Origin of the sequence: Rhodococcus sp. IEGM 1330 (assembly GCF_033142445.1) — a bacterium.
In the GTDB taxonomy this organism is placed as follows: Bacteria; Actinomycetota; Actinomycetes; order Mycobacteriales; family Mycobacteriaceae; genus Rhodococcoides.
Genome location: NZ_JAWLSB010000001.1, coordinates 31,741 through 56,841, shown reverse-complemented (window position 1 = coordinate 56,841; position 25,101 = coordinate 31,741). Strand labels below are relative to the sequence as shown.

Annotated in this window: 19 protein-coding genes; 9 read left to right on the top strand and 10 right to left on the bottom strand. The window is 63.8% G+C overall.

Going from position 1 to position 25,101, the window contains the following annotated elements; genetic code table 11:
• Positions 1–41: 41 nt before the first annotated feature.
• The 5 genes from R4P57_RS00235 to R4P57_RS00215 are packed head-to-tail and all read right to left on the bottom strand — an operon-like array spanning position 42 to position 8,430.
• Positions 42–758, bottom strand: coding sequence for a TetR/AcrR family transcriptional regulator (locus R4P57_RS00235; protein ID WP_317800896.1), 717 nt, complete (start codon positions 756–758; stop codon positions 42–44).
• A 25-nt stretch (positions 759–783) separates the two neighbouring features.
• Positions 784–2,313, bottom strand: coding sequence for an FAD-dependent monooxygenase (locus R4P57_RS00230; RefSeq protein WP_317800895.1), 1,530 nt, complete (start codon positions 2,311–2,313; stop codon positions 784–786).
• Positions 2,310–3,989 (bottom strand): (2,3-dihydroxybenzoyl)adenylate synthase, encoded by a 1,680-nt coding sequence (locus R4P57_RS00225; RefSeq protein ID WP_317800894.1) that lies wholly within the window; start codon positions 3,987–3,989, stop codon positions 2,310–2,312. The genes R4P57_RS00230 and R4P57_RS00225 overlap by 4 nt, the downstream gene beginning before the upstream one ends.
• Positions 3,986–6,307 (bottom strand): hydantoinase B/oxoprolinase family protein, encoded by a 2,322-nt coding sequence (locus R4P57_RS00220; protein WP_317800893.1) that lies wholly within the window; start codon positions 6,305–6,307, stop codon positions 3,986–3,988. The genes R4P57_RS00225 and R4P57_RS00220 overlap by 4 nt, the downstream gene beginning before the upstream one ends.
• 20 nt (positions 6,308–6,327) lie before the next feature.
• Positions 6,328–8,430 carry a hydantoinase/oxoprolinase family protein gene (locus R4P57_RS00215; RefSeq protein ID WP_317800892.1) on the bottom strand — a complete coding sequence of 701 codons (2,103 nt, stop codon included), beginning with the start codon at positions 8,428–8,430 and terminating at the stop codon, positions 6,328–6,330.
• Positions 8,431–8,682: 252 nt separating this feature from the next.
• Here R4P57_RS00215 and R4P57_RS00210 point away from each other — a divergent pair, with 252 nt between their 5' ends.
• From R4P57_RS00210 to R4P57_RS00190, 5 genes are all read left to right on the top strand, one after another.
• The gene (locus R4P57_RS00210; protein WP_317800891.1) at positions 8,683–9,435 is read left to right on the top strand and encodes a maleate cis-trans isomerase; all 753 of its coding nucleotides are present in this window, start codon (positions 8,683–8,685) and stop codon (positions 9,433–9,435) included.
• Positions 9,436–9,464: 29 nt separating this feature from the next.
• Positions 9,465–10,100 carry a VOC family protein gene (locus R4P57_RS00205; protein WP_317800890.1) on the top strand — a complete coding sequence of 212 codons (636 nt, stop codon included), beginning with the start codon at positions 9,465–9,467 and terminating at the stop codon, positions 10,098–10,100.
• The gene (locus R4P57_RS00200; RefSeq protein ID WP_317800889.1) at positions 10,097–10,342 is read left to right on the top strand and encodes a hypothetical protein; all 246 of its coding nucleotides are present in this window, start codon (positions 10,097–10,099) and stop codon (positions 10,340–10,342) included. The genes R4P57_RS00205 and R4P57_RS00200 overlap by 4 nt, the downstream gene beginning before the upstream one ends.
• Complete coding sequence (locus R4P57_RS00195) at positions 10,339–11,568, top strand: alpha/beta hydrolase (protein WP_317800888.1); 1,230 nt, start codon at positions 10,339–10,341, stop codon at positions 11,566–11,568. Before R4P57_RS00200 ends, R4P57_RS00195 begins: the two co-directional genes overlap by 4 nt.
• A gap of 111 nt (positions 11,569–11,679) precedes the next feature.
• Positions 11,680–12,903, top strand: a complete 1,224-nt coding sequence (locus R4P57_RS00190) for an MFS transporter (protein ID WP_411742260.1) — start codon at positions 11,680–11,682, stop codon at positions 12,901–12,903.
• On the opposite strand, the gene R4P57_RS00185 is transcribed toward R4P57_RS00190, so the two are convergent.
• Complete coding sequence (locus tag R4P57_RS00185) at positions 12,886–14,049, bottom strand: epoxide hydrolase family protein (RefSeq protein WP_317800885.1); 1,164 nt, start codon at positions 14,047–14,049, stop codon at positions 12,886–12,888. The two genes, R4P57_RS00190 and R4P57_RS00185, sit on opposite strands and share 18 nt — an antisense overlap.
• Before the next feature lie 62 nt (positions 14,050–14,111).
• Entirely contained in the window at positions 14,112–16,544 is a 2,433-nt protein-coding gene (uvrA, locus tag R4P57_RS00180) for an excinuclease ABC subunit UvrA (RefSeq protein WP_317800884.1), read from the bottom strand.
• Positions 16,545–16,724: 180 nt separating this feature from the next.
• On the opposite strand from uvrA, the gene R4P57_RS00175 reads away from it, so the two are divergent.
• Complete coding sequence (locus R4P57_RS00175) at positions 16,725–17,003, top strand: hypothetical protein (RefSeq protein WP_317800883.1); 279 nt, start codon at positions 16,725–16,727, stop codon at positions 17,001–17,003.
• A 287-nt stretch (positions 17,004–17,290) separates the two neighbouring features.
• On the opposite strand, the gene R4P57_RS00170 is transcribed toward R4P57_RS00175, so the two are convergent.
• Entirely contained in the window at positions 17,291–18,580 is a 1,290-nt protein-coding gene (locus R4P57_RS00170; protein WP_317800882.1) for a PucR family transcriptional regulator, read from the bottom strand.
• Between the two features lie 168 nt (positions 18,581–18,748).
• Here R4P57_RS00170 and R4P57_RS00165 point away from each other — a divergent pair, with 168 nt between their 5' ends.
• Genes R4P57_RS00165 through R4P57_RS00155 form a run of 3 tightly spaced genes read left to right on the top strand, consistent with a single transcriptional unit; the run spans position 18,749 to position 23,413 of the window.
• Complete coding sequence (locus R4P57_RS00165; RefSeq protein WP_317800881.1) at positions 18,749–20,215, top strand: class I adenylate-forming enzyme family protein; 1,467 nt, start codon at positions 18,749–18,751, stop codon at positions 20,213–20,215.
• Between the two features lie 28 nt (positions 20,216–20,243).
• Positions 20,244–21,986, top strand: coding sequence for a DUF3556 domain-containing protein (locus R4P57_RS00160; protein WP_317800880.1), 1,743 nt, complete (start codon positions 20,244–20,246; stop codon positions 21,984–21,986).
• A complete protein-coding gene (locus R4P57_RS00155; RefSeq protein ID WP_317800879.1) occupies positions 21,983–23,413 on the top strand; it encodes an NAD(P)/FAD-dependent oxidoreductase in 1,431 nt (476 codons plus the stop codon). The genes R4P57_RS00160 and R4P57_RS00155 overlap by 4 nt, the downstream gene beginning before the upstream one ends.
• 123 nt (positions 23,414–23,536) lie before the next feature.
• Here the strand turns inward: R4P57_RS00155 and R4P57_RS00150 are convergent, their stop codons facing one another.
• Together R4P57_RS00150 and R4P57_RS00145 are read right to left on the bottom strand one after the other, a co-directional pair.
• Positions 23,537–24,091 (bottom strand): DUF6924 domain-containing protein, encoded by a 555-nt coding sequence (locus tag R4P57_RS00150; RefSeq protein ID WP_317800878.1) that lies wholly within the window; start codon positions 24,089–24,091, stop codon positions 23,537–23,539.
• Positions 24,092–24,134: 43 nt separating this feature from the next.
• On the bottom strand, positions 24,135–25,085 hold the full coding sequence (locus tag R4P57_RS00145; protein WP_317800877.1) for an alpha/beta hydrolase: 951 nt from the start codon (positions 25,083–25,085) through the stop codon (positions 24,135–24,137).
• Between the last annotated feature and the right edge of the window lie 16 nt (positions 25,086–25,101).

Below are 25,101 nucleotides of genomic sequence, written 5' to 3'. Positions count from 1 at the left end.
GCGGCGAAGTGTCGAACTACGGAGCCGCTTTCCACGCGCGCCTAGGTTCGATCCCGAGCCAGGATGCGTTCGAGGTAGTCGAGGTCCTCCCGAAGCATGGAGATGGCACGTTCGGGCCCCTCGGGTACGACGGGCTTGCCGCTGTCCTGGGCAACGGTGCGCAGTGCCATGTCGGCGAGTTGCGTGGCCACGCTCCGATCGGCGTCGGCATCGCCGCTCTGATGCCACCAGGCAACCCAGTTCAGCATGCCGATGATGCCGAGTGCCGCCGTCCGCGGATCGACGGGTCTGAATTCCCCTGCCTTGACGCCGCTTTCGACGACCGTCACGAACTCCTTGAGGACGTGCCTGCGGCTCTGCTGATACGTTCTCGAAATCTCCTCGGGGAGATCGGCTTCAGACCTGATGATCAGCTTGAAGCGGTCGGCGGTCTCGGCCTGATTCAACGCGATCGCGGTGGCCATCTTGAGGAGCTTCTCGGTGGGACCGAGATCGGATCGCTCGTTGATCTGGTGCAGAACTGCGGCAGGGGTCTCGGTGCTCTCACTGATCAGGCGCGACAGCAACTCGTCCTTGTTAGCGACGTAATGATAGAGGGCCGGCCGGGTGAGGCCCGTTGCGTCGGCGATGTCCTGGAGGGTCGTGCTGGCAAAGCCCTTCTCCGCGAACAACCGCGTGGCCTGGTCGAGAATCTGCTTCTCGACCAGCTCCCGACGCGGATTTCGCGGCGCTCCCCGCTGTGAGTCCTCGCGTGTCATGACCGAAGAATAACCGTCGCTCCCGTCAACGACCGACAGACACGAGGTGGGTGCGCGCACTGACCAGACCTGCCACCGCGTCGGGCATCCACTCCTCCGGCACGTCGACGACGACGAGTGCACCGGTGCTCCGCATCATTCGCTCCGCGAGATCGAGTCGGGTCAGGACGTGATCACGCTCGCCGGACCCGGTCAGCCACACCGTGGAGCTTGCCCTGCACTCGTCGACGATGGCCGTCGCCTTCTCGTTCCACGCAGATTCGACGTCCACGGAGACCACCGTCGTCGTCGGGTCTTCGCGAAGATCGGACGGGGCGAATCGGTCGGGAAACAGCCGCCCACCGTGTTCGATGGGCCGCGAGAGGATCCACCGAGACACATCGACAGGAACCTCCGAGTCCGCAGGGACCTGCGCGTAGCTCGCGATTCCCTTCCACGCCACCTCGGAGGCAGATTCGAGGAATCGCTCGAGACCGACCTTTCCGGCGCGCGTCATGTACGCCACCATCAATTGCTCCACGGGCAGATCCATCCGTTGGGGGAAGGATTCCCACCACTGTTCACTTCGCACGGCAATCTGCTGAAGGTGCTCCACCGCGGGGCGACGCACCCGTTCGTACTCGGTGAGGGCATCGCCGACGGTCTCAGCCGCCGCCAGTGCGGTATCGAGCGCAATGGCGTCCTCCATGGCCAGCTTCGTTCCCGAGCCGATGGAGTAATGAGCGGTGTGGGCGGCGTCCCCGAGAAGAACTACGTTGTCCACCGACCAGTTTCGGCATTGGACGGTGCGGAACTGCATCCACCGGGTCCGGTTTCCGATGAGACCGTGGTTCTGGAGAGTGTCCGCGAAGGCTTTCTCGAGATAGCGTAACGACGCCTCGTCGGTATCGGCCGGGTCCGTGGCTGCTGTTGTGGCGTCGAACCCTGCGCGGGTCCACGTGTCGACATCGGTCTCGATCAGGAACGTACTGCGATCCGGCGCATAGGGATACGCGTGCGCAACAAACGTTCCGTGCTCGGTGGTGACGGGTACGAAAATGGCGCTGGGTAACGCGAAATCCGTTCCGCACCAGAGGTAGAGGCCGGCTCCGGTGGCGATGTCGGCACCGAACCTGCCGTCGGCGGTGCGCGTCGCGCTGTTGATTCCGTCCGAGGCGATGACGAGATCGACGTCGAGATCGGCCGGCTCACGGCGTTCGCCGAATTCGAGCCGAACCCCTGCGTCACGCGCTTGCTCCTGCAGGACGGACAGCAGCGTGGTCCGGGCTATCGCGAGCAGATCGCCATGGGCCAATCGGGCGATCGACTCCCCCACCTGCATCGACATCTCGTGTGAGTACGCCTGAGCGACAATTGCATCCAGTGATGGCGCATCGGCCTGCCGTAGATTCCGCTGCGTCCGTGAGGCGAGGCCCACTCCGAACCCGAACGTGGTATTCGGTGAACTTTGTTCGTAGACAGCGATGTCGGCGTGGGGGTTGGACAGTTTCAGCAGTCGTGCGGCGTAGAGGCCACCGGGGCCACCGCCGATGACTGCGACGCGGTCGAGTTTCATTCTTGCCTCTCGAGTTTCGCGGCGACGTCGAGCCGCAAACGCTTCTTGTCGATCTTGTTGACGTTGGTTCGGGGAAGCGCGTCGATCCATTCGAGGCGCTCCGGCCATTTGAACTTGGCCACACCGAGTCCCGTGAGATGCTCCTGCACGTCGGCCATCGTCAACGGGGGCCCGTCGGTGACGAGATACGCGCACGTCTTCTCGCCCAGCCGGGGGTCGGGCATCGCAACGACGGCCGCACCCACGATGGCCGGATGGTCGAGCAGAAGAAGCTCCACCTCCTCGGCGTTGATCTTCTCGCCGCCGCGGTTGATGAGGTCTTTGATGCGCCCCTCTATCGTGACGTACCGCTCGCCGGCAACGACGGAGATCGACGCCAGATCACCGGTCCGGTAGAAGCCGTCGGAGGTGAAGGCCGTCCGATTGTGCTCGGGGGCACCGAAATACCCGGTGATCGTGTACGGGCCACGGCAACACAATTCGCCGACTTCCCCGTCGGGTAGCTCGATCTCCGTGCCGGGATCGAGTATGCGCACCTCGTCCTCCGCGCAGACAGGGGTGCCGACGGTGGTGATTCGAGCGTCGCGAGGGGCGGCGACCGGGGTGACGGTGAGCAGCCCCTCGGACATCCCGAACAGCTGACCCGCCCAATGATCTCCGCAGTCGTCGACGCGGTCCATCAGCGCCGGTGACACTTTGGCACCGGACAGGATCACGTGCCGCAGACGCTCACGCACACGATCGAACTCGGGACTCGACACGGCCTGGTAATGACCGTGGCCGATCAACACCTCGGTGGCTTCCGCGCGCTCCATCAGGTCGAACGCCGATCCGACGTCGGCGGTCGCGAGTACGAGACACGCGCCCACCGAATGCGAGGCGTGCAGACCGCAGGCAATCCCTGCGTTGTGCACGATGGGGATCAGATGGGCGACGCGGCTGTCCGCGGTCCACTCGAGCCGTTGGGCGTACATGAGTGCGTTGTTCCAGTACTCGGCATGGATCCGTGGAATGACCTTGGGCACTCCCGTTGTCCCGCCGGACAATTGGAATGCAACCACATCCTCGGGATCCGTCTCGGCCTCGATGGCTTCGACGAGAGCTCGGGCCTCGGTGGGATCGATGCCGCGCCCGAGGTCTTCCAACCGCAGTTCGTCGGTCTCCACCGCCCCGACTGTCACCACGTGGCGAACGGTCTCGCTCACTGCGGCATGTTCGTGGGCGAACGAAACCAGATCGAACGACGGCAGGCCGGCCTCGACCATATGCGCGACCGCGCCCACCGCGGCACCGATGTGCGCTATCTCGTGCATTCGGTGCGCGGCCAGTGTGGCGACCGGAACCAGTCCGGCCTTGACGCAGCCGTACCAGGCCAGAACCGTCTCCAGCCGGTTCGTCATCTGGAACAACACAGGGTCCAGGCGCACCAGTCCCAGTCGAATCAATCCGGCAGCGATGGCATCGGTACGACGGTCGAGTTCGGCGAACGTCATCGAACCCTCGGCGCTGATGATCGCGAGCCTGTCGGGATACCGAAGCGCGATGTCCCGGAACCGTCGGCTCGTGGGCAGTGGGCTCCACGAACCACTCCGGCGGTAGTGCTGCGCGCGATCCTCCGGGTATCCCACCAGCCTGCCGTCCCAGTCCGAGTGGGTCGCGTCGGTGGTCACCGTCATCGTTCGGCCACCGCAGGAAGCAATCGTGAGATCTCCAACGAATGATCGGGGTGATCGGCAGGCACGATTCCCGAGTACACGGCCGTCCAGCACCCCGGGCAGCACAGCTGACGGAACACAATGGGCGTGTCGACGTAAATGGACGGATCCGACGTCACCTGCGGCCCCGCCGCCGAGGACGGCCCCTCGTAGCGAGCCAGATCCAATACGCCGCTGGTCTTCTCGTCACCGAGCAGTCGACCGCACTGTGCACAGGCGATGACCCGAACGTCCCCGACTGTCACCTCGGACAGGTTGTCGTCGAGCCTGCGGGCAAGCGAGAGGTCCATTATCGGAGCGTCGGAGTGCTGGGTGGACCGCGTACGCCGTTCGTCGATCATGTCCCGACGTCGCGCGGTAGTTGCCGCCTCGTCGACCTTTCCGTCGTAGATCACCACGCCGTAGACCTCACTGGCACCGTCGGTAGTGACCTTGCCTTCACGCAGATCGACGCTGACCGCGGCCGGATCACGATGCAGCGGATCTCCGTAACCGCCGCCGCCCTGCCAATGCATGTACAGCACCTCACCGGGAGCGACATAGCTTTCGGCGTAGCACGCGCCGAACTCCTTTCCGCCGCCGAGTTCTTCGAGGGCTCCGGGAATCTTTCCCGCAGCGAACTGCTCGATGACGTCGGTACTGCGCGCCAGAATCTCGAGTCCGGTGTTGCCGGGGTATCCGCCGGCGAGGCCGTTGTTCTGAGCCACCGCTTTACCTGCCGAGGCGAGGACGAGGCCCATCGGGAGCGAGGTCCCGTACGGCGTGACAGCGAGCGATGCACTGACACCACCGCGTTGACGACCGGGTCCACCGGAGTCCGGCTCTTCACGACGCCACAATGTGAGTAGCGGGTAGAGGAACTCGGTCATTTCCGTATCGGGGATGCGCCCCATAGGAATACAGAAGAGTCCGCCGGTGTCCATGCCGTCGGCGGTCGGGCGTGCGCCGTAGCCGCCTGCCATCGGTTCCATCATGATGTTGAGGAACGGAACGGGTTGTTCCCCGCGTTCGTCGAGGCCTGCGATCACGGCGGTGTCCCAGGTACCGCAGCACGCAGCCTGCACGCTCTTGCCGAGGTCGACCGATCGGTCGAGCATCTGCGACAGGCATTCGGCGATGAGTGTTCCCGTCAGCCAAGCGGGTCCGATCGGACCACGGCTGACCGCCGCCGGGAAGCTCGCATTGTTGATGGTGCCCTCCTCGGACACCAGGTCGAAGCATCGCATCAACCCGCCTGCAGACCAGGGAATGTCACCCGCGAGGATCGGAAGCAACGCGAGCATGACGCCGCCGCGCATGCCTGCGTACGTGCAGTTGATGACGCCCGTCTGCTTGTCGGTGCCGGTGAAGTCGAACGTGAGATGGTCGTCGGTCTTGCTCATCGCGACGGTGATCTTGTGAACCTCGCGGTCACCGGTGTGCGACTGGTCCTGGTAGCCGGTGGCCTTCCAGGTCCCGTCGGGTAGCGAGGAGAGCTTGCTGCGCAGGCGCCCTTCGGCGTCGGTCATCATGCGCTTCATGACGGCTTTGACGGTGTCGGCACCGTACTGCTCGATGACGGCCAGCATGCGGTTGCGCCCGACGGTGTTCGCGCCGATCTTGGCGCGCAGGTCGAGCCCGACCAGCATGGGAACGCGGGAGCGCCGCACCCAGAGATCCGCGACGTCGCGCTGGAGCTCGTAGTCGCGGACCACCTTGACCGGTGGAGTCGGAAGCGACTCGGAGAACACGTCTTTCGCCGACGGATCGAACGATCCGAGTCCGGAACCACCGAGGTCTGGCTCGTGGCAGATCGCGCTGGTCCAGGCGAACAGCTTGCCCTCGTGAAAGATGGGTTGGTAGACGATGACGTCACTCTGATGCAGTCCCCCACCGACCCACGGGTCGTTGCACAGGAACATGTCGCCCTCCACGATTCCCGGGTTGGCGGCGCGGTGCTGCAGGGTCCAGTAGATCGCCAGGTCGACGGCTCCGACGAGCATGGTGTTGTAGAGGCCCACCTGAACCTCTTGTCCCAGTTCGTCACTGATCGCGAAGTCGAAATCGTTCGCGTCGGTGACGATGGGTGAGCCCGACATTCGCTTGAGTGCCTCGCCCATCTCGTCGGTGACCGACCACAGTCGGTGCCGGATGACCTCGTAGGTCAGCGGGTCGAGCTCGTCGATCTGCTGCTGGGTGACGGTGTGCACCGGCAGCGTCGGTGGGAGGGTACGGGCGAGGGCGTCGGGGTCGACGGGGCGGGACGAGAAGATCTCGGACCCGGGAATTGCGGATGTCATGGTTCGGTTCTCCTGTGGTCTCAGCCGGCGACGATGTTGAGGTTGCCGAGGCGGTCGACAGTTCCGGTGGTGCCGTGCGGGACGACGACTGTGGTCGTCGGGACTTCGACGATGGCGGGGCCGGCGAGCACATGCCCGGCGGCGAGCTTGCTGTAGTCGTAGATGTCGGTGTCGACGTATCCGATTCGCCCGTCCAAGTTGACCTTTCGGGTGCCGATGCGAGCGACCGAGGCATCGGCGGAATCGGCCGACTTCAGCTCAGGGAGGGTCGGCGAGAACGGCAGGACGCCGGTTGCACGCACGCGATAGGTGATCGCCTGAATACCCGCTTCACGGAAGCCGCTGTCCTTCCCGTAAAGGTCTGCGTAGCGCTGCTCGAAGAGATCGGAGGCGTGTGCGACGCTCGACGAGTCCAGCGAGCCTTCGGGAATGGTTGTGGCAACCTCTGCCAACTGCATCGTGTACCGCATGTCGATTTCACGTTCGACCTGGACAGACGTGAAATTGAGTCCTTGTCGACCGAGGGCTTCGCGGACGCGCTTCTCCAGGCCGTCGAAATTCGCTTCGGCGCGGGCCGGATCGAGGGGCATCGCTGCTGGGTCGGACAGCTCGGCCGCGAGGACGATGTTCGACGACGCAAGACCGTAGGCCGAGAACGCCGATGCCACCTGCCCGAGCGGAACGATGACCTCCTTGACGCCGACTTCGGCTGCATAGGCAGCGCAATGCGACGGGCCGGCTCCACCGAATGCGTAGAGAACGAAGTTGCGCGGATCGTGCCCCGCTTCGACGACTGTCTTGCGCAGCAGGTCTCCGGTTTGCGCGTTCTGGACGGCATAGATCGCGGCGGCTGCGTCCTCGATCGACAGACCGAGCGGTTCCGCGATGCGGCGTCGAATAGCCTCGCGCGCAAGCTCTTTGTCGAGTGGTTTGCGACCACCGAGCAGTCCGCGTTCGGGGAGAATACCGAGGACGAGATTGGCGTCGGCATTGGTGGGTTCGGTGCCGCCCTGTCCGTAACAGGCAGGTCCGGGTACCGCCTGGGCGCTGTGCGGCCCGATCTGGAGGTTGCCGCCGGCATCCACCCACGCGATGGCACCGCCGCCGGAGCCGATGGCGTGCACCTGCAGGGTGGGCACGTTGATCGGGTGGTGATTGATGATGGTGCTCGACGCACGCACCGGCTCACCGTCCACGACGAGTCCGACGAGGAAGGTGGTTCCGCCGACGTCGGTGGCGATGATGTTCTTGTGTCCGAGTTGCTTTCCGAGTGATACGGCTCCGACCACGCCGCCGGTGAGGACCGAGCCGACCGTGCTGATGGCGTTCTTCGGGGCCTCGGCTGCGGCAACGGCACCGCCGTTGCTCTGCATCACCAGGAGTGGGCCGGCGAGATCGAGTGCGCGCAGCTTGGATTCCAGCGAACCCAGATAGTCGCGTAGTCCCGGCCCGATCTGGGTGCTCATGATCGTCGTCGCGTTGCGGGCGAACTCACGGATACGAGGACTGACTTCACAAGAGAGCGAGACGAACATATCCGGGTCGATCTCGTGGACCAACTCACGAATACGCTGCTCGTGCGAAGGGTTACGGAACGACCAGAGCAGCGAGACCGCAATTCCGGAGACGCCGTCGTCGACGAGGCTTCGGATGGCGGCGCGCGCCGAATCCTCGTCCAGCGCGACGACGACCGTGCCGTCACGGTCGAGGCGTTCGGTGACCTCGAGTGCATGCCGCTTGGGGACGAGACCATGGGACTTGCTCTGCCCCAACACGTTCTGCAGTTGCTCGGGAGAGCCACCGAGGTACCGGCCCTCGACGTTCATGATGTAGATCGAATCCCGATGCCCCTTGGTGGTCAAGAACCCGACCGGTGGAACGTTGCCCATCACCAGGGCATTGAGCGAGGACGTGGTGCCGTGTGCGATGTGGTGGGTGTTCGCGAGCATTTCCTGCACCGGACATCCGAGTTGCTCGGCCAACGCTTCGAGAACGTCGATGACCCCCTGGGAATAGTCGGGTGGAGTCGAGGGCGCTTTTGCAGCGACCACGGTGCCGGAACTGTCGTCGAGTACTGCGTCCGTGAACGTTCCGCCGACGTCCACTCCGATCACATAGGTCATGCCGGTGTGCTCCTTAGGTCCGAGTCGAAGACGTTCTGGCGTGTGAGAGCGAAACACCCTCGAACACTGCTTACGTCTGTGTCGAGTATTCGACGTGACCGACGACATGTCAAGAGTGAATGTGAGTGCTGCCACCTTCCTCGATACTGCCCGACTCGACACCCTGATTCGATTCCCCAGGTCCGAGACGCTTGACGAATCGTCGCAGACGTCGAATACTCGTCATTAGCGTCAATTAACGAAAGGAAGTTCATGAGTATCCATCGTGTGGGCTTGGTCGTACCGAGCTCCAACGTCACCGTGGAAACGGAGATGCCCGCCCTGTTGGCGCGACATCGAGATGCCCGGTTCTCGTTCCACTCCTCGCGCATGCGCATGCAGGCCGTGTCGCCGGAGCAATTGCGGGCCATGAATGCCCAGCGCGAACGGTGCATCCTCGAGTTGGGCGATGCCGGAATCGACGCAATTCTCTACGCGTGCCTCGTCGCCCTCATGGTCGCCGGGCCCGGGGAACACCAACGGGTCGAGGGGCTCATCGCGGAACAGCTCGCCACGGGCGGATCCGATGCAGCCGTCAGGTCGAGTGCGGGCGCTCTCGTGGAAGGCCTGCGGGCTCTGGACGCGAAGAACATCGTTCTGGTGACGCCGTACATGCGACCGCTCGCGGAGAAGGTGGTCGAGTACATCGAGGCCGAGGGCATTCGCGTACTCGATTGGCGTGCACTCGAGGTGTCCGACAACGCCGAAGTCGGCTGCATCCCAGGCGAACGAGTCATGGACGCGGCACGGTCGTTGGAACTCACCGGCGCCGACGCCCTGGTGATTTCCGCGTGCGTACAGATGCCGTCCCTACCGCTCGTCCAAGCAGCTGAGGACGAATTCGGCATCCCCGTTGTGTCGGCCGCGACGGCAGGTGCCTACAGCCTGCTCCGGGCGCTGGACCTACTCGTCGATCTTCCGGACGCCGGCTCACTGCTCCGGGCAGACGCCGTCGTCACGTCGTAGATCGTCACATTCCGAGAGAGGAAATCTTCATGTCCGACTTGCCACACAAGGTCCGGGGCGTCGACCACGTCGCCTACCCCACGTTCGATCCGGCAGCAACGGTCGAGTTCTACCGCGACGTTCTCGGGTTCCCCGTCGTCCACTCCATCTGCGCAGCAGGGTGGGGCCCGGAGAAGCATCCGGACTTCATCCATTTCTTCTTCGACATCGGCAACGACGACCGACTCGCCTTCTTCTACTACTTCGGCCTCGAACCGTTCGACGGTGGACCACAGGGCGATTCCTATTCACGCTTCGCCGAGGACGTACCGACCTTCTTCATCCGCTCACGTCACCTGGCAATCCACGTCGACAGCGAAGAAGACCTGATGGAATACCGGCGGCGGCTCGACGGCAGTGACTGGCCCGTGGAGATGCAAATCCAACACGAGACGATCGAGTCGATCTACACACACGATCCCAACGGCTACATGATCGAGCTCACCCGCGCGATGCGTCCGGTCACGCCGCAGGAAGATCTCGACGCGAACCTGACGATCGACGCCCTCATCGACGTCGTTCGCGGACCCGACCCGAGTATGGCGAACCTGTTGACCCGCAAGGCCGAACTGATCGTCGAACGTGCAGCCGACTGGTCGGCCGAGAACGAGGTGGGGGTGTCGTGACCACGTTGTATGTTCTCGACATTCCCGAGAACACCACTATCGCATCGGTGGCCGACGTCGACCCAGCCGTACGCGTAGACCACGTCGGCCCGTACTTCCGCATAGTCTCGGACGGGGACATCGTCATCGACCGTCGGGCCACCGGGTGCAGGCACGCCGTCTGGTACAGCAGTGTCTCGGGCTTGGCAGATTCTCGAATCACCCAGTGGGACAAAGACGCTTTGCGCGTCGAGACATCATGACTCAGGCCCGCCTCGGCGCAGGTCGGTACATCGATGCCGCCGAGGCTCCGTCGAACACGGTCACCTCGGCGCACGAGGTCACCACTGCCGACGGTGTCAAGGTCAGCGGAGTGCTGCGGACCGTTCCCGGTGCCGAGACGGTCGTTGCATTGATGCACCCGAGACAGGACCTGACACATCACGTTCTCGTGCCCGAGCTCCTCGCCCGCGGATACGCGGTGTGGACCCAGGGCACGCGATCGGTGAACAACGACATTTCGCTGGTGCACGAGCAGGCATTGCTCGACGCCGCCGCCGGGCAGGTGTTCCTACGCTCCCATTCCTTCGATCACGTTGTGACGCTGGGCCACTCGGGCGGTGGCACCTTGTTCGCGTTCTACCACGAGCAGGCCGCGCTCGCGCCCGAGCAGCGGCTGGCGGCAACGCCTGCAGGTCGGCCGATCGACCTCGCGTCCGCGGAGATGCCACTGCCGGACGGTGCGATTTTCATGGCCCCGCACCCCGGACAGGGCGCGCTGTTGCTGCGACTGATCGATCCGTCCGTCGTCGACGAATCGGACCCCATGTCCATCGACCCGACACTCGATCCCTTCGACAAGGCGAACGGATTTGTCGACGCACCTGAAAGCTCTACTTATTCCACCGATTTCATCCAGAGGTACCGCGCCGCTCAGCTCGAGCGCGTCGCTCGGCTCGACGCGATTGCGCGGTCACGGGTCACCGAAGCATCCGATGCTCGACGGCGTTTCAAGACAAGCGGTGATCCTGCCGATCGTCGAGATGCGTTGGCACCGAGAATATCGACCGTCTATCGCACCGACGCGGACCTGAGGTTCATGGACCTGTCGCTCAGCCCCAACGCCCGCCCCTACGGTTCGTTGTTCGGCCGTCGGCCGGATCTGACGAACTACGGTCTCGTCGGCTTTGCACGCTTGTCGACGCCCGATGCCTGGCTGTCGACGTGGTCCGCTCTGAGCTCCAACGCCGACTTCGTTCGGTGCGCACCCTCGGTCACGGTCCCGTCGTTGTTCGTCGAATTGACCGGCGATCAGGCGTGCTTCCCGGAGGACGCGTCGAGGATGGCCGAGGCTCTGGGCTCGGTCGACAAAACCCGCGTGGCGATCGAGGGCACCCACTTCGGTGGACCCATTCGCGATGGCGCGCCCACCGGCGCTTCTCTGGCCGCCGCCGATATCGGTGCCTGGTTGTCCCACCACTTCATCTGACCCTCTCGCGAGCGGAAAAACATGTCACGTAACACTTTTTCTCCTGTGGTCGCACTCTGCCTAGCGGCGTTGACATTGGAGGGGTACGACCTTCTGATGTACGGAACTGTGGTGCCGTCACTCCTGGCGTACCAGCCGTGGGATCTGGATCCGGCGACCGTCGGTGTCCTCGGATCAGTGGTGGGAGTCGGCATGTTGGTCGGGGCACTGGCCGCAGGCAGCATCGCGGATCGCTGGGGTAGACGGCGCGCCTTGATCGCCGCGGTCGCACTGTTCTCGGCCGCAATGGGATGCTGTGCGATTGCACCCTCTCCCGAGATGTTCGGAACAGCGCGATTCGTCGTCGGCGTCGGGGCGGGGGTTCTGATGCCGACCGCGGCGTCGATGCTGATCGAGTTTTCCCGCCTCGAAACCAGAGCACGAACGGTCGCACTGGGATTCGTGGGCACCAGTGTCGGCGGTATTGCGGCCGGAATCTTGTCCCTGTGGCTCGTCCCGGCATTCGGCTTCCGAGCTATGTTCGCAGCTGGGATGATCCCGGCGTTGTTGATTCTGCCGATGATGGTCAGATATCTCCCCGAATCTCCCGCCTTCCTGACCTCGCGGGGCAGGACCGATGCGGCACAGGTGATCTCGACTCGTTACGGACTGGAGGAGACAGTAGAGAAATCCGGTGGTGCCCCTGAATCGACAGATCGCGGGATCGGCGCACTGTTCACCGCGAACCGTGCGCGAGTGACGTTGTCCTTCTGGGTGATGACACTGTTGTGCCTCCTCGTGTTGTTCGGCGTCGCGACCTGGTTGCCCGCGGTGATGCGTTCGGCCGGATACCCGCTCGGCGCAGCACTGTCCTTTCTGCTCGTGCTCAACGTGGGCGGTGCAGTGGGCGCACTCGGCGGTGCTCACCTGGCCGATCGGTTCGGCATCAAACCGGTGACTACCCTCGGATTCCTCTGTGCAGCAGTGTCGTTGGCATTGATCGCGACCACTCCCCCTATCGGGATCGTGTACGTTCTGGTGCTGATCGCAGGAATGGGAACGACCGGGACGCAGATCCTGCTCAACACTTTCATCGGCGGCTACTACCCCGTGTCGTGCCGGACCACAGGACTGGGCGTCGCACTCGCGGTGGGACGACTCGGCGCGATCGTAGGTCCCACTTACGGCGGACTGTTCGTTGCCGCCGGCGCGGGAACCAGCACTCAGCTGTTGGCCTTCGCCTTGCCGGCAATTATCGGCGCCGGTGTGACGATTCTGATTCCAGCTGGACGGCGTTTGTCGGCGGCCGCGGCCACTGTCCCCACTCCCAGCGGTCGGTCAACCGGCCGGCGATAACGACGACAGAAACAGGCGCAGATCCGCCGCAAGACGCACCGGCTCCTCCATCGCCGCAAAGTGACCACCGTGATTCGGAACATCGGTCCAGTGCACGATGTCGAACTCCTGTTCCGCAAGGTGTCTGATGCCGATGTCGTGCGCGAACATGATGGCACCCACCGGTTGTGACGGCTTTGCCTGCGGACCGGCCCAGGCCCCACCCTCGGCCGCGTAGACGGTGTAAGCGGCGCTACCGGCGCTCCGCGTCAACCAATACAGGGTGACATGGGCGAGTATCCGGTTACGGCCGAGAGCACCATCCGGTTCCTCGTCGAACGGGTAGGTCCACGCGCGGAATTTGTCCAGCATCCATGACAACTGACCGATGGGACTGTCGGTCAGAGCAGCCCCGATCAGTTGCGGACGCGTCGACTGGATGGAGATATACCCGAACTCCGACTCCATGAACTCGCCCACCCGCCGGTAACGGCCCAATTCGGTGTCGGTGCAACGCTTCTGCTCCGCCTCGTCGGGTTCTCGGTAAGGCGCACCGATGGACCCGTTGACATGAATGGCGGCGCAGTGGTCCGGATCGAGACGACCCATCGCCGGTGCGACTCCGGCACCGTAATCACCGCCCTGCACGACATAGGAGCCGTACCCGAGGAAACTCATCAACTCCACGAACGCCTGAGCCACGCGATCGGTACTCCACCCGTCGTCGGACAGCGGCGTGGAGAAGGCGAATCCGGGGACGGACGGCACGATCACGTCGAAGGCCTGAAGGTCGGGGTCGTCCGGCTCGGTGAGCAGCGGAATGAAGTCGAGGAACTCCAGGTACGACCCCGGCCATCCATGACACAGCAGAACAGGAGTGGAGTCAGCGCGCGACGACCGCACATGCAGGTAGTGGATGCGCTGCCCGTCGATCTCCACCACGTATTGAGGGAACGACGCGAGCTGCTTTTCGACGTCCCGCCAGCGGAAATCGTCGACCCAGGTGGTCGCCATCGACCGCAGAACGGAGATCGGGACTCCGGTACTCCAGTCGTCGGCACCGAGGGGTTCGGGCAGACGTGCGTCGCGAACACGACGGGCCAAGTCGTCGAGCTCGGACTGCGGGACGTCGACAACGAACGGGGTCGGAGGCTCAGTGATTGTCATGACGTCATCATGAAACCCATCGCGGACAGCTACGGTCCGGAATCAATGGACGAAGCGGCAGTTCAGGATTGGAGTCGTCGGGCCAGATATGGCCCCGTGATGCTGTCCGGGGACGCCGCCACCTCGGCGGGAGTCCCAGTGGCGACCACGGTGCCCCCGTTGTCGCCGCCGCCGGGACCGAGATCGATGACCCAGTCTGCGGACGCTATGGCGTCCAAGTCGTGTTCCACCATCACCACGGTGTTGCCTGCGTCGACAAGCAAGTGCAGCTGGCGCATGAGCAGTGCGACATCGGAGGGATGCAGCCCTGCGGTCGGTTCGTCCAGTAGATAGAGGGCAGTGCCTCGGCGGGTGCGCTGCAATTCGGTGGCAATCTTGATGCGCTGCGCTTCTCCGCCGCTCAGCTCGGTGGCGGGTTGACCGAGCCGAAGGTAGCCGAGCCCGATATCGCGCAAGGTCTCCAGACTGCGGGATGCTCCCGCGATATCGGCGAAGAACACCGCTGCCTCGTCCACCGACATGTTCAATACCTGGGCAATTGTCTTGTCGTGCCAGGTGATTTCGAGAGTTTCCGGGGTGTATCGCGCACCGTGGCAGGTAGGGCACGGGCCGTAGGTCCCGGGAAGGAACAGCAGTTCCACCTCGACGAAACCGTCGCCCTGGCACGTGGGGCATCGTCCTTCGGCGACATTGAAGGAGAATCGTCCGGGTGCCCATCCCCGGGCCTTGGCCTCATCGGTGGCGGCAAACAGTCTGCGGACGATGTCGAACATTCCGACGTAGGTGGCCAGTGTCGATCGGGGGGTTCGGCCGATGGGGCGTTGATCCACCCGGACCAGGCGGGTGAACGACTCGATTCCGGAGACCTCGGCCACGTCGACCTCGATCTGCGCGTCGTCGTCCTCCTCTGCCGCGGTCTCGAGTCGGTGGCGCGCCACTTCGAACAAGACCTGGCTGACGAGTGTCGACTTACCGGAGCCCGACACACCCGTCACTGCCGTCAGCACAGCGTGTGGGAACTCCGCCGTCAGCTCCCGCAGATTGTGCCGGGTGACCCCGGCCAGAGTCAGCCAGCTCTGGGTGGGGCGCGCCTCACGCTGCACAGATTCCGCTCGCCCGAAGAGGTGCCTGCCGGTGACCGACTCCTCGACCTCCTCCAAGCCGGCGACGGGGCCGCTGTACAGAACCCGTCCGCCGCCCTCGCCTGCCGCAGGTCCGATATCGACCACCCAGTCTGCGCGGCGGACCACGTCCATGTCGTGTTCGACGACGAACAAGGAGTTTCCCGACGCCTTCAGCTGGTCCAGGACGTCGAGCAGTGGCTCGGCATCCGCGGGATGCAGCCCGGCGGAGGGTTCGTCCAACACGTACACCACCCCGAAGAGACCGGAACGGAGCTGGGTGGCGATCCGCAACCGCTGCGTCTCGCCAGGCGACAGCGTCGTCGAGCTACGCCCGAGCGCCAAATACCCCAGGCCCAACTCGAGCAACACGTCGATTCTGGCCAGCAGGTCGGCGGTGATGCGTACCGCCACCTCCGTAGCCTCCCCCGACTGTTCGGCGACCGGGCGCAATACTGCGGCAAGTTCTGTCAGCGAGAGCGCATTGATCTCGGCGATCGAGTGGCCGGCGATGGTGACGTCCAGCGCGTCGGCGCGCAGTCCACTGCCGGAGCACTTCGGACAGCGGACGGTCTCGGTGAACTGCAGCGCGCGGTCCCGCATCCGCTGACTGTTCGAGTCCGACAGAACATGCATGACGTGACTACGGGCGCTCCAGAACTTACCTTCGTAACTGTGGTCGACGCGGCCCTCTTCAGGCTCGATCCACACCTTGGGGTGCTCCTCGGTGAAGAGAAGCCAGTCTCGGTCCTTCTTCTTCAGCGTGCGCCACGGCGCGTCGATGTCGATACCCATGCCGCTGACGATGCTGCGCAGGTTTGCGCCTTGCCAGGCACCCGGCCACGCCGCGATCGCCCCCTCACGAATGCTCAGCGACGGGTCGGGAACGAGCAGTTCCGTTGTCACATCGTGGAAGTCGCCCAACCCGCCGCATCGCGGACAGGCCCCGGCGACGGTGTTGGGTGAAAAGGCTTCCGCCGACAGCAACGACGCACCGTCGGGATAGGTACCGGCCCGGGAGTAGAGCATGCGCAGGAGGTTCGACATGGTGGTGATGGTGCCGACGCTGGAGCGTGAACTGGGCGAACCCCGGCGTTGCTGCAGAGCAACGGCCGGGGGAAGGCCGGTGATGGAGGCGACATGGGGTGCGCCCACCTGCTGAAGCAGTCGACGCGAGTAGGGGGCAACCGACTCGAAGTAGCGTCGCTGCGCTTCGGCGTACAAGGTACTGAAAGCCAGTGACGACTTTCCAGACCCCGACACCCCTGTGAACGCGACGAACGCATTGCGGGGTATGTCGACATCGACAGCTGCCAGGTTGTGCTCGGTAGCACCGCGCACACGGACATACCCGTCCCACGTTGAGTCCGTCACCGACCGAGACTAGCTGGAGTCTTCGGCCCGAGGGCGCGGAAGTCGCGAGCTGCGGTGCATCGGTGCCATCGCGCCTCCGAGCATATCGAGGGTATCTTTTTGGTGGGTCTGGTCGTCGTGTCGCGCGCGACGGACCCGTGCATCGAGCCACTGCATCAGGACCGGGAAGAGGGAGGCGGCATGGCCGAGGAACACACCACACGGCCGCTGTTTCGCAACGGTGCCGGCAGTGCCGCGCTGACCCTGGGCATCATCGCGCTGGTCTGCGCGTTCGTACCCTTCATCGGGGATTTTGTCGCGGTCCCAACAGGTGTCGCCGCTGTGGTGTGCGGGTGGGTCGGCGTAGGCCGAGACGAAAAGGGCATGGCGACGAATGGCCGCGAGGCAATGATCGGCGCAGCTCTCGGAGGCGCGGCCATGTTCGTGGTGTTCGTGGCATACGCGGCCACCGTCGTATGAACCGTGACAGCAACACCGCAGACTCTTCCGGCTCACCTGACTCCCATCACAAAGAGTGGCAAGTCATACCGACGCAACGGTTCCGTCCATGACCCGTCCGAGCTGGCGGGGTGATTCGATGTGAGCGATGCTGACCGTTGCCATCGAGTGGCGAAGGTCAGCATCGGCTCCCGATCCCGTCCATCTTGTTTCCTGGACGTCATCGACTCGGATCACCTGGTGGCGGTGTCGCCGCTGAATCCTCGACCGGGACGTCCCGATCCAAGCCGAAATCCGGGCGGGCAGGGTCAGGACTGATGGGTGGAATTCCCCAGCCAGGACTGCAGAACCAAGGCCTGCTCGATGTCGAATCTGTTGTCGGCGATCGGGTGTCCGATCATGTGTTCTGCGCTCTTGACCCGATATTTGACGGTGTTGTAGTGCACGTGCAGTTTCTGTGCGGTGGCTTTGTGGCTCGACTGATGGTCGAAGAAAGCGAGCAACGTCTCTCGCAGTCGTTTTGCCGACTCGGTGTCGTCAGCGAGCTGCCCTAGAGTGCTGCGGATCCACTCGTTGGCGCGGCCCAGATCGGTACTGGCAAGCGAGCTGACCGCCAGTCCCGGGTCGTCGTAGGAGGTGACGGAACGGCGTGCATCGTCGGCCAGAACCGCCACCGCGCTCGCGTGCTGGGCCTGTTGATGTGTGGTCCGAAACCCTGCGCTGCCGAACTGCACGGTACCCAGAGCAATGCGAGCATCCCTGAATTCCCTGTCGTCGAACAATTCCCGGACTCCGTTCAGGTCCGGACGGTCTGATCCTCGCCCGAGCGGTAGCCACGCCCACGCAGTCAGGCTGTCTGCGGCCACGAACAGCGGTTCTGGGTTCGCACCGAGCATGTCGCAGATCCGGCGAGTCAACTGTTCGAGCCTGGACAGGCCGTCTCGTTCGGAGTCCGGTTCGACCATCCAGAGAACCGCCCCGCAATGACGCTGGTCGAGTTGATATCCGATGGTGTGGGACGCCCGCTGATTGTCCATCGGCGTCGATGACGACAACAGTTCGCGAATGCGCGTGGCCTTGACGTTGTGTCGGTTGGTAAGCCACCGTTCGTGTTCGACCTGGTACGCGGCAACGACCTGCTCCGAGATCCAGTCGATGTACACCGAGCTGATCGAGACAATGCGATGCGAGACCTGCAGTCCCAGAACAGGATCGATGGAAGACGCCTGCAATCTGGCGAAGATTCGATCCAGCAGCGTGGACTGGCCGAGCCGGTACGCACGCACGAGCGCGGTCACGGGAATCGCATGCTGGGCAAGCCTGCGGGCATATTCCATCGCAGCGGATGGTGCGTGCAGATGGTCAGCCGTGATGCCGTGCTGCAGGACGTGGAAGACGGTATCGACGTTGCCCTCGATGCTCGCACCGAGCAACTCCAGCAGCTGACTGTCCCCACCCAACTCCGCGATCTCGCGTTCGAGGACGGCACGAATGTTGCGTGACTCCTCGACCAGGTGCGCGCTCATCTCAGCGATGACGTACGCGACAACAGCTTCGACTGCGGACTCGGCGTGTACCTTGATCGGCGGCGGATGCACGGATTCGACAATAGGCGATCCGCCACGCTGCGTTTGCCCCTTTCCTCTGTTCGAGGTCTTGTCTCTGTAAGACAAACGACGCCTGAAACTCTATTTCCCGGAGATATGGCCTGCGTCACACGGGATCCTTAGCGTTGGGGCGACCGCTTCCCCCAGTGAAGGACCCTCATGCATCTGCCCGACCTTCTCGATCTGCGCGCTTCGACAGCTCCGGACGCGTCTGCCATCACCGACGATCGAGTGTCACTGTCCAATCGCGAATTCCGCGACGCCGTGAGCTCGGCGGCGGCGCTGCTGTCCAGTCGCGGTATCTCACACGGCGACGTTGTGGCGATCATGCTGCCGAATCAGGTCGAGTTCGTGATCGCCCTGTTCGCGGCGTGGCGGTTGGGTGCGACTGCGACGCCGGTCAATCCGTCGCTGACCACGCAGGAGATCGACTATCAGATCGACGACTGCTCGGCATCGCTGGTGGTCACGGCACCGGAGTTGGCATCGAAAGTCCCCGACGAGGTTGCACACGTAACGGACCTGACCGCGCACCCGGCCGCCAGTACCCGAGCAGCAACCGCCCCCGACGATCTGGCCCTGCTGATCTACACCAGCGGGACGACGGGAAAGCCCAAGGGCGTCATGCTCGACCATGCCAACCTCACGGCGATGACGTCCATGAGCGTCGAACAATTCTCCCTCGACGCCGACGAGCACAGCCTGCTGATTCTTCCGCTCTTCCACGTCAACGGCATTGTCGTGAGCATTCTTTCGCCCCTCGTGGCGGGTGGGCGCGCCACCATCGCCGGCCGATTCGACCCGTCGACGTTCTTCGACCGAGTCGAAGCTGCCCGCCCGACCTTCTTCTCGGGTGTGCCGACCATCTACGCGATACTCGCCAATCTCCCGGAAACCGTGAAACCCGACACCAGCTCGGTGCGGTTCGCCGTCTGCGGCGCGGCACCGGCGAGCCCAGCACTGCTGGCCGCATTCGAGGCCAGGTTCGGTGTACCGGTGGTCGAGGGCTACGGCCTGTCCGAGGGCACCTGCGCCTCGACGGTCAACCCGCTGAACGGTCTCAGCAAGCCGGGAACAGTCGGACTCCCGCTACCCGGTCAAGAAATTCGAATCGTCGACGAGCACGGCGACACCATCGCCGACGGGCGACCCGGTGAGGTTCTCATCAAGGGAGCCAACGTGATGCGCGGCTATCTCGGAAAACCCGAGGAGACAGCGGAGACCATCCTGGACGGCTGGCTGCGAACCGGCGATATCGGCACACTCGACGAGGACGGATATCTGACGCTTGTCGACCGCGCCAAGGACATGATCATCCGCGGCGGCGAGAACATCTACCCCAAGGAAATCGAGAACGTCGTCTACCAACTCATCGGCGTATACGAAGCGGCCGTGGTCGGTCAGCCGCACGAGGTCAGAGGCGAGGAGCCGGTGGTGTTCGTCTCGCTCACTGCCGACGCCACCATCACCGAAGCCGACATCGATGCGCACGTGAAAGCCGCACTGTCCAAGTACAAGTGGCCCGTCGACATCATCGTCGTCGACGAGGTTCCCAAGAACCCTGTCGGGAAGATCGACAAGCCCTCACTGCGCCGGCGACTGGCCGCGCCTGCCCCCACCGCGTAAACCATTCACTTCCCCGAAAGGACTCACGATGGGTCTGATGTCACCGACTCTGCCCGATATCGACCTCGGGCAGTGGCGTCGCCTCCCTCAGCTCGAACGCTTGAAAATCCAGGTCCAGCATTGGGGCGAATACGGTTTCGGCACACCCGTGGGGGCCTATCTGTTCTACGTGATCAAAATGATCGCGTACGTCACGATCCCCCTGTGGATCATCTCCTCCTCCACACCTGGCCTGGGCGCACTGTCGGAGATCGGCTCGTGGTGGACCCAGCCGATCGTCTTCCAGAAGTTCGTCCTGTTCACCGTCCTGTTCGAGGTGTTGGGATTCGGTTGCGGCTCAGGGCCGTTGACGATGCGTTTCTTCCCGCCCGTCGGCGGCTTCACCTACTGGCTCCGCCCCGGAACGATGCGGCTCGCCCCGTGGCCCAACAAGATTCCGCTCACCTCCGGTGACACCCGCACCGTCGGCGACGTCGCGCTGTACGCCGGATTGATCGCTGTGCTGGTCTGGGGACTGATCTCCGACGGAGTCGCCGGTGGTATCGGCTCCGCCGGAATGCTCGCACCGGCAGCGCCGATAGCTGTGATTGCGCTCCTGGCGCTCGTCGGCCTGCGGGACAAGACCATCTTCTTGGCCGCCCGCTCGGATCAATACCTCGTCATGGTGATCGCGTTCCTGTTCCCGTTCGTGGACATGATCATCGCGCTGAAGCTGATCATGCTGGCCATCTGGTGGGGCGCTGCGACATCCAAGCTCAACCACCACTTCCCGTTCGTGGTTTCCGTGATGATCTCCAACAGCCCGCTTCTGCCCAGCACCTGGCTCAAGCGAAAGCTGTACCGCAACTTTCCCGACGACATGCGGCCGTCGACCTTCGCGAAGATCGCCGCCCATCAGGGAACCGTCATCGAATACGTCCTGCCGGCCATCCTGATCTTTTCGATGAATTCGACGTTGACGACCGTGGTGCTGATCGGCATGACCATTTTCCACCTGTTCATCCTCTCGACCTTTCCGGCCGGGGTGCCGCTGGAATGGAACCTCTTCGTCATCGGTGCCGCGTGGTTCTTGTTCGGCAACTACACCGGCAGCGAGTACTCGCTGTGGAACGCGACCAGCGTCTGGCCGTATTCGATCGTCGTCGCGTTGGTAGCGGGCATCATCGTCGGAGGAACCAAGCCGCAGTGGATCTCGTTCCTCATGGGCATGCGGTACTACGCGGGAAACTGGGCGACCAACACGTGGATCCTGCGCCCCGGTGTCGAGGAGCGACTGCAAGCGGAGATCGTCAAGTCCGCGCCCATGACCAAGTTCCAGCTGATCAAACTGTACGACGAGGACACAGCCGAGTTCATGATGCAGAAGTTCACCGCCTGGCGATCGATGCACAGTCACGGCCGAGCGCACATGGGCCTGATTTCGCGAGCGGTCGACAACCGCGACGACTACGTCGTACGGGAGGGCGAGTTCCTGGCGGGCGCGTTGCTAGGCTGGAACTTCGGCGAAGGCCATCTGCACAATCAACAGTTGCTGGAGGCTGTGCAACGTAAATGCCATTTCGCCGACGGCGACATCCGGGTGGTCATGATCGAAGGGCAGCCGATGCACCGAGGAACTCAGAGCTACCGGATCGTCGACGCCGCAACCGGCGTCATCGAAGAAGGAACGGTTGCAGTGTCCGAGATGATCACCCGCCAGTCGTGGCTGGACGAGACGGGGTCGATTCCCGTCACCGTCACCTCGCTGCCCGACGCAGTGGGACAACGATGACGACAGCAACAGTCGTCGGATCGGGGCCCAACGGTCTCGCGGCCGCGGTGACGCTGGCGATGGCCGGTGTCGAGGTGACGGTCCTGGAAATGGCCGACAAGGTCGGCGGCGGCACCAGAACCTCCGAACTGACCCTGCCGGGTGTGCTGCACGACGATTGTTCGGCCGTGCACCCGGTGGGGGCGGCGTCACCGTTCTTCAACAGCCTCGACCTCGAAGCCCACGGATTGACGTGGAAACATCCGGAAGTCGCCGCCGTGCAACCCCTCGACAACGGCCGCGCCGGGGTGATCCACCGATCCATCACTGACACCGCGGCCGGGCTCGGCATCGACGGCGCTGCTTGGCAGCGATTCTTCGGACCGTTGGCGGATCGATTCGACGACTTGACCACCGATTTCTTCCGGCCGCTGCTGCACATGCCACGTCACCCGATCACGTTGACCAAGTTCGGCCTCAACGCGCTGGCACCGGCGTCGCTGACCGCCCGCCGGTTCAAGACACCCGAGGCGCGCGCGGCGTTCTCGGGCGTCGCGGCCCACGCTCTGTATCCACTGACTCGGCCCACCACTTCCGCCGTCGGAGTGATGATGATCGCCGCGGGCCACAAGTACGGCTGGCCGGTGGCCGAAGGCGGCTCACGGGCGATCAGCGACGCGCTGGTCTCGATATTGACCGAGCATGGCGGGAAAGTCGAGACGGGCGTCAGAGTGACTCGGCTGCAACAGATTCCGACGAGTGACATCGTCATGCTCGATCTGTCACCGACCGCGATCGCCGATATCGCCGGCGATGCTCTCCCCAAGCGAGTGGCACGGCCCTACCGTCGATGGCGCTACGGTCCAGGCGCTTTCAAGCTCGACCTCGCCGTCGAGGACGGGATTCCCTGGACGAACGACAACGCCCGCCGCGCCGGAACAGTCCATCTCGGTGGAACTTTCGAGGAGGTTGCCGCTGCGGAACGCGACGTCCATCGAGGAGTGATGCCGCGTCGGCCGTTTATCCTACTCGGCCAGCAGTACTTGGCCGACCCCAGCCGCTCGCAGGGCAACGTCCACCCGATCTGGACCTACGCTCATGTACCCAACGGATACACCGGCGACGCCAGCGAGGTGATCATCGACCAGATCGAACGCTTCGCCCCAGGTTTCCGGAAGCGAATCAGGGCCCGCTTTGTCCGATCGACCACCCAGATGCCGACCTACAACCCCAATTATGTGGGCGGCGACATCATCACCGGTTCGAACGATCCGGGACAAGTTGCTGTGCGGCCCCGCATCAGCGTGAACCCTTACTGGACCGGCATCGACGGCGTCTACATCTGTTCCGCAGCAACACCTCCAGGAGGCGGAGTACACGGAATGGGCGGATACAACGCGGCTCGGGTAGCTCTGCGCCGACTCGGCACCGTCACCGCCGTTCGTTAGCCACTGAATTCGAAGGTCGGTGGTGTGCCTCGGGTGCGCAGCTGAGGGTCGGGTGCGTCGCTGGGCGAGCGAGGGTCGCCGGGTCTATGGGCGGCCCCGGAGGTCCTCGAGGACTCCCGGTATCTACCCGCCGCTTCCGTCTCGTGTCATCGCCGTCCTCCAGCCCAGGCTGGCTCGAATCGCGTCGCCGACGTTTGCAGCGAGATCGCCGGCATCGCCGAGGTCGGTCCGCTCGAAATTGAGAAGTTCGGGTGCGGTGTGCGGCATAGGCAACCGATTCGGCTTGCTCGCGTGCGCGGTGTCCGTCTGTCGATCGATGCCCAAGCGAAATGCTCGGGATGGGGCCATGCGGGTCGTCGGTATCCGTTCGGCATCACGTGGAACTGCCGAACAGTCGATGGTGAGCAGCGTTCGATCGTGGCGTGCGAACGTCTGCTTGTCTGCAATGACAACGTACAAGCCGTCGTTCGCCTCGGCGCGCGTCGCCAGACGCGTGAGCACCCGACGAATGCGCTGCTGACACTGCGTCCGGTCCGAGGAAATGACCAGCGCGGCACCTGATACCGAGGATCGCGCGTGGCGGGCCTGCTCCGTCAGGCTGGTCCACGCGGCGTCGTCGTCATCACCGAAATATGTTCGCAGCAGCCATAGTTCAGAGTTCTTCGTACCGTCGTGCATGATGATCCAATCCGAGAACGACGGAGTGCAGCGAACCGCACGATCAAGCGGAGGGAACCGTCCCCAGTTTCAAGGGCACGTTGTCGGCCAGGAATGAGAGTTGGTCACCGACCACCGAGGAAAAGAGGGGTTCGACGTACGGATCGAAATGGCCACCGTTGTAAGTACGAACTGTGGCACCGCGAACTTTCGCCGCGGCGCGTTGTGCGACGGACGCCGGGGTGACGGAATCCTCGGACGCGATCTGCACCAGCGTGGGGCAGTCGATAGCCGACATCGTACGGCCCGGGGAGTACCGCCAGATCTTCAGCAGTATCCGCGCCGCAACGGTTTCGGGGTAGTCGCCGTCGGACAGTCCCGACTCGTGGAGCAAGCGGTCACGCCCTTTCATCGCGTCGGGTGAGACCATCACCGCACGAGCCCCAGGCAGCCCGACACTGTCGACGTAATGCGGCGATCGCCCGAGCGCAGCGCGGACGATGTCGGTGATGGCGGCCGGAGCCAGGCGCAACCCCTGCCTGAACCCGGTCGCACGGACGGCGGCAATACCGTCGATGTGGGGCACCTGGGCGATGACCGCTGCAAACCGTACTCCGTTGCTCGCCAACGTGAGTACGTGTCCACCGGCGAACGACGTGCCCCATCCGACGATTCGGTTCTCGTCGACTCCGTCGAGCGAGCGAGCGAAGTCGACTGCGTTACGCCAATCGGCAAGCTGCAGAACAACGTCCAACAATTGGCGCGGTTCGCCATCGCTGTCCCCGAAGAACCGGTAGTCGAAGACGCACACCACGTAACCGGCATCGACGAAACGCTCGGCGTACGCGTAGAGGCGCAACGCGCGAGGACTACCGAATCCGTGCGCCATCACGATTGCCGGCAGTGCCTTGGCAGAGGACATGCGGGGACGAAAGACCGTAGCCGCGCAACGAACTCCGTCCGACATGAACGCTGATTCGGTACGGGTGAAGCCGGTGTGGTTATCGGTGGTCATGCGTTGGGCTCTCTGT

Excerpts from the sequence above, each read along its gene's own strand:
- R4P57_RS00220 (WP_317800893.1), bottom strand. The coding sequence starts at position 6,307 with ATGACATCCGCAATTCCCGGGTCCGAGATCTTCTCGTCCCGCCCCGTC.
- R4P57_RS00235 (WP_317800896.1), bottom strand. The coding sequence starts at position 758 with ATGACACGCGAGGACTCACAGCGGGGAGCGCCGCGAAATCCGCGTCGG.
- R4P57_RS00195 (WP_317800888.1), top strand. The coding sequence starts at position 10,339 with ATGACTCAGGCCCGCCTCGGCGCAGGTCGGTACATCGATGCCGCCGAG.
- R4P57_RS00175 (WP_317800883.1), top strand. The coding sequence starts at position 16,725 with ATGGCCGAGGAACACACCACACGGCCGCTGTTTCGCAACGGTGCCGGC.
- R4P57_RS00165 (WP_317800881.1), top strand. The coding sequence starts at position 18,749 with ATGCATCTGCCCGACCTTCTCGATCTGCGCGCTTCGACAGCTCCGGAC.
- R4P57_RS00205 (WP_317800890.1), top strand. The coding sequence starts at position 9,465 with ATGTCCGACTTGCCACACAAGGTCCGGGGCGTCGACCACGTCGCCTAC.
- R4P57_RS00145 (WP_317800877.1), bottom strand. The coding sequence starts at position 25,085 with ATGACCACCGATAACCACACCGGCTTCACCCGTACCGAATCAGCGTTC.
- R4P57_RS00230 (WP_317800895.1), bottom strand. The coding sequence starts at position 2,313 with ATGAAACTCGACCGCGTCGCAGTCATCGGCGGTGGCCCCGGTGGCCTC.
- R4P57_RS00155 (WP_317800879.1), top strand. The coding sequence starts at position 21,983 with ATGACGACAGCAACAGTCGTCGGATCGGGGCCCAACGGTCTCGCGGCC.
- R4P57_RS00150 (WP_317800878.1), bottom strand. The coding sequence starts at position 24,091 with ATGCACGACGGTACGAAGAACTCTGAACTATGGCTGCTGCGAACATAT.
- R4P57_RS00225 (WP_317800894.1), bottom strand. The coding sequence starts at position 3,989 with ATGACGGTGACCACCGACGCGACCCACTCGGACTGGGACGGCAGGCTG.
- R4P57_RS00160 (WP_317800880.1), top strand. The coding sequence starts at position 20,244 with ATGGGTCTGATGTCACCGACTCTGCCCGATATCGACCTCGGGCAGTGG.
- R4P57_RS00210 (WP_317800891.1), top strand. The coding sequence starts at position 8,683 with ATGAGTATCCATCGTGTGGGCTTGGTCGTACCGAGCTCCAACGTCACC.
- R4P57_RS00185 (WP_317800885.1), bottom strand. The coding sequence starts at position 14,049 with ATGACAATCACTGAGCCTCCGACCCCGTTCGTTGTCGACGTCCCGCAG.
- R4P57_RS00215 (WP_317800892.1), bottom strand. The coding sequence starts at position 8,430 with ATGACCTATGTGATCGGAGTGGACGTCGGCGGAACGTTCACGGACGCA.